The 3993-nt window shown below is 69.0% G+C and carries 6 protein-coding genes; 3 read left to right on the top strand and 3 right to left on the bottom strand.

What is annotated here, in order from left to right:
- Positions 1-59 precede the first annotated feature (59 nt).
- The gene (locus K6I33_RS32680; RefSeq protein WP_229358251.1) at positions 60-848 is read right to left on the bottom strand and encodes a helix-turn-helix domain-containing protein; all 789 of its coding nucleotides are present in this window, start codon (positions 846-848) and stop codon (positions 60-62) included.
- A 235-nt stretch (positions 849-1083) separates the two neighbouring features.
- Here K6I33_RS32680 and K6I33_RS32675 point away from each other — a divergent pair, with 235 nt between their 5' ends.
- Positions 1084-1749, top strand: coding sequence for a DUF4097 family beta strand repeat-containing protein (locus tag K6I33_RS32675; protein WP_229358249.1), 666 nt, complete (start codon positions 1084-1086; stop codon positions 1747-1749).
- A gap of 24 nt (positions 1750-1773) precedes the next feature.
- Entirely contained in the window at positions 1774-2874 is a 1101-nt protein-coding gene (locus tag K6I33_RS32670; RefSeq protein WP_229358248.1) for a serine hydrolase, read from the top strand.
- Here the strand turns inward: K6I33_RS32670 and K6I33_RS32665 are convergent, their stop codons facing one another.
- Positions 2875-3060: a DUF397 domain-containing protein gene (locus K6I33_RS32665; protein WP_229358246.1), complete on the bottom strand. Its 186-nt coding sequence runs from the start codon at positions 3058-3060 to the stop codon at positions 2875-2877.
- A 5-nt stretch (positions 3061-3065) separates the two neighbouring features.
- Positions 3066-3623: a DUF5753 domain-containing protein gene (locus K6I33_RS32660; RefSeq protein WP_229358244.1), complete on the bottom strand. Its 558-nt coding sequence runs from the start codon at positions 3621-3623 to the stop codon at positions 3066-3068.
- A 150-nt stretch (positions 3624-3773) separates the two neighbouring features.
- Between K6I33_RS32660 and K6I33_RS32655 the strand changes: the two genes are divergently transcribed.
- The gene (locus tag K6I33_RS32655) at positions 3774-3932 is read left to right on the top strand and encodes a hypothetical protein (protein ID WP_229358242.1); all 159 of its coding nucleotides are present in this window, start codon (positions 3774-3776) and stop codon (positions 3930-3932) included.
- Positions 3933-3993: the final 61 nt, after the last annotated feature.

Here is a 3993-nt window from a genome sequence, read left to right as displayed (position 1 = left end):
GCGGCGGGGGTGCTGATGCGGTAGCGCGCGAGGCGCGGCGCCAGGTGGGGCCGGTCGGATCAGGTCGAAGGATCCGGCGCGGGCCCCGCCGGCTCCGCCGGTTCCGCCGACTGTTCGGCAGCGCTGCCCGAGGTCGTTTCGGGCTTCATGTAGAGGATGTCGCGGGCCTGCTCCGCGGCGCGGGCCATGCTCTCGCTGACGAAGTCGACGAAGCGGGCGATGTTCTCGAGGCGGACGGCGGCCTGGGTGTCGCGCCCGAGGATGCCGACGCCCTGCCGTGCGGTCTCGGCGAGCAGGGCGTTGGAGCGGGCGGCCGCGATCATCCCCTGGTAGAAGACGTCGTTGTCGACGACGTAGCGCTCACGGCGGCGCTCGTCGCGTTCCCGGCGGATGAGGCCCTGGCTGTCGAGGAGCGTCACCGCCTTGGAGACGGACGCGGGGCTGACCTGGAGGCGCTGGGCGAGTTCGGACGCGGTGAGGCTGCCCGCGTCGGTGGTGTAGAGGCAGGTCAGCACACGGGACACCATCTTGGGCAGGCCCTGTTGCATCAGGAGGGTGGTGAACGCCTCCTCGTACTCGCGCACGGCCTCGGTGTCGCGCCCGTCGGCCTGCGGCGGCACCTGCGCCCCTTGGGGCGCGGCCTGCCTGCGCCGGTGGGCGCGGCGTTCGGTGGCGCGGTGGGCCAGGTCGGCGCGGTAGGCGGTGGGGCCGCCGTTGCGCATCACCTCGCGGGTGACCGTCGAGGTGGGGCGGTCGAGGCGCCTGGCGATCTCCGCGTAGGCGAGCCCGTCGGCCACCCCCAGCGCGATCTGCTGGCGTTCCTGCTGGGTGAGTCTGCCTCCCGGCATCGCGGGGCTCCCTTCGCGTGTGCTTGACGCCTCCAGTGTAGCGTTCGATTCCACTTCATTGCAACGCGTGGGGCGGCTGACGTTGCGTTAGAAGTAAGACCGTTGCAACGATTTATCGGCTCCGACCTGCACTTATGCATATCCCTCGCAACGAACTGATTGCCAGAGGTGCGAACGCAACGTAGCGTTTCCGGTGCCAGAAACACCGATCAGACCGAGCAGCCAGGAGCGCGCCATGCAGAAGTTCGCCACCACCGCCCCCATCTCCGCCGTCCTCGACATCCCCGCGGGGCGCGTGCAGTTCATCGCCGCCGACCAGGCCGTCACCACCGTCGAGGTCCTGCCCGCGAACGCCTCCAAGAGCCGCGACGTGAAGGCGGCGGAGCAGACCGAGGTCGCCTACGCGGACGGTGTCCTGCGGATCGGGTCCCGGGCGGCGAAGAGCCAGTACTTCGGCCCCTCCGGATCCATCGAGGTCACGATCCAGCTGCCCGCCGGCTCCCGCGTCGACGCGAAGGCGGCCAGCGCCGAACTCCGGGGCGTCGGACGCCTCGGCGACCTCACCTTCGAGGGCGCGTACCGCCAGATCAAGGTCGACGAGGCCGCGAGCGTCCGCCTCACCGCGACAGACGGCGACGTGGAGATCGGCCGGCTCAACGGCCCGGCGGAGATCAGCACCGCACGGGGCGACATCCGGATCGCCGAGGCCGTGCGCGGCACGGTCGTCCTCCGCACCCAGTCCGGCGACATCTCGGTCGTCGCCGCCCCCGGCACCTCGGCCGCCCTGGACGCCCGCACCGACTACGGCCGCATCAGCAACGCCCTCAAGAACGACGGCACCGCCGGACTCGACATCCGCGCCACCACCTCGCAGGGCGACATCACCGCCCGCAGCCTCTAAGACCTCCGGAAAGGAACACCCATCATGACCAGCAAGACCACTGACGGGCAGGATCGCCCGGAGTTGCAGAAGGCCATCCAGGACTTCGTCGATTCCGGTTTCGCCGGGGTGCAGATGCGCGTGCACGACGAACGGGGCGAGTGGGTCGGCAGCGCCGGGGTGCGCAAGCTGGGCGAGACCGCCGAGCCGCCGACGAACGGGCTGTCCTGGGCGGGCAGTTCCATCAAGACCTTCACCGCGACCCTGGTCCTTCAGCTGGTGGCCGAGGGCAGGATCGGGCTGGACGCCCCGGTGTCCGACCACCTGCCCGAGCTCGGGCTGGACCGGCGGATCACCGTGCGGATGCTGCTGCAACACACCAGCGGATTGTTCAACTACACCGGCGAGTACTACCCCGACGGGACGATCGTGCCCGGGATACCCGCCACGGGCAAGGAGTGGGTGGACAACCGGTTCCGCGCCTACCGGCCGGAGGAGCTGGTACGACTGGCGCTGTCCAAGCCGGCACGGTTCGAACCGGGGACGGACTGGAGCTACTCCAACACCAACTACACACTGGCCCAGCTACTGATCGAGAAGCTCACGGGTCGCTCGTACGCCGAGGAGATGCAGCGGCGGCTCGTACGGCCGCTCGGGTTGCCCGGCACCCTGGTGCCGGGCAACCGGACGGAGCTCCCCGGGCCGCACTCCCACGGCTACTACCGCTACCAGGACGCGGACGAATGGAAGGTAGTCGACGTCACCCGACAGAACCTCTCTTTGCTGGCCGCCGCCGGTGATCTGATCTCGACCACCGAGGACCTCCACACATTCTTCTCCGCGCTGATGAGCGGCCGGCTCCTGCCGGAGCCTCTGCTGGACGAGATGCGCACCCCGCACCCCAAGAGCGGCGACTTCCGCTACGGCCTCGGGCTGTTCGTCCAGGACCTGGGCCCGGGCCACGGCACCGTCTACCACCACAACGGCAGCCCGCCCGGGGGCTACGGGGCGCTCATGTACAGCACACCCGACGGCAGCAGGACGCTGACCGCTTCGCTCACCACGGGGGACGCGGCGATCGACCCGGCGGCGGAGTTCCCCAAGGCGCTGGACGCGCTCGTCAGGGCGGTGTTCTGCGGCGGGTAGCTACGGTCGCGCGCCAGCTTTGACAGCGGCCAGGAGCGCCCGCAGGCGGGGTGGGGTGGTCGCGAGGACGGTGGTGGGGGCGTCGCTCTCGCGGATGGCTATGCCTTGCAGCGATCGGGAGAATTCCAGGCAGTCGCTGGATTCGGTGGAGAACGACGACTTCTGCCACTGATTGCCCAACACCATCAGCCTCACGTTTCCTTGATTACCTTGCGCACGAGATCGCGTGTCCGGTCAGGGCTCAGGGCGTATCTTTCCGTCTCGTCAAGGATGGCCCGGTAACTGACCACGTGAGCCTGGGCGTCGACCAGTGCGCTGCCTTCGGCTACATCGAGATGGACCGTGTCGAGCTGCGGTACAGAGCCCACGGCGTACACCGTGGACAGACCAGAGGTGGGGAAGCCCCCGGCCGCGAGCGGAATCGCGCGGACGGTGATGTTCTCGCGCTCGGACTCCTCCAGAACGTGCTCCAGCTGCCTGGCCATGACTTTGGCGCCTCCAAGCTGCCTCCGTACGGCTGCTTCATGGATCATGAAGGTACAGACGAGCGGCGGGTTCCGGTCGAGAACCTCGCGTCGCCTCATACGGAAAGCGACTCGACGTCGGAGTTCCGTCGAGGTGAGCCTGGGGACAGCCGTGGCGAAGACGGCCTTCGCGTAGTCCTCCGTCTGGCGGAGGCCGGGCATGTGGATGATCTGCACAGTCCGCAGCGCGACGGCATGGTGCCACGCCGACGCCTGCAGCCTCATCACCCGAACGAGTCACGCGATTCCGTAGAACCCGTTCGCCCACTGCCCTATGGTCCTGCCATGCGCCGAAGTCGGCGTACCACCCCGGCAGTTGCCGAACGAACCGGGAGGGCAACCATGCAGTCAACAGCGATCGCATACCGAACCGACGTGGTCAATTACCCCGCCGAGCGGTACGAATTCACCGCCACAACCGCCCGCGTCGCCCGCGAGTTCGTGACCGCCTCTGGCGTGACGCTGGTCTGGGACGACCTCCACGTCGTCGGCAAGCAGGTCTGGTTCGAACTCCGCGAGAGCAGCCACGCGTGAACGAAGCGAAGGTCGACGCCGACGCGGCGGGAGGAGGGCCCCGGGCCCGCCCGGGGCCCTC

The organism is Streptomyces sp. UNOB3_S3 (assembly GCF_020740895.1).
Lineage (GTDB): Bacteria > Actinomycetota > Actinomycetes > Streptomycetales > Streptomycetaceae > Streptomyces.
Note: the sequence above shows the minus strand (reverse complement) of the source record. Positions and strands in the feature narration are given on the sequence as shown.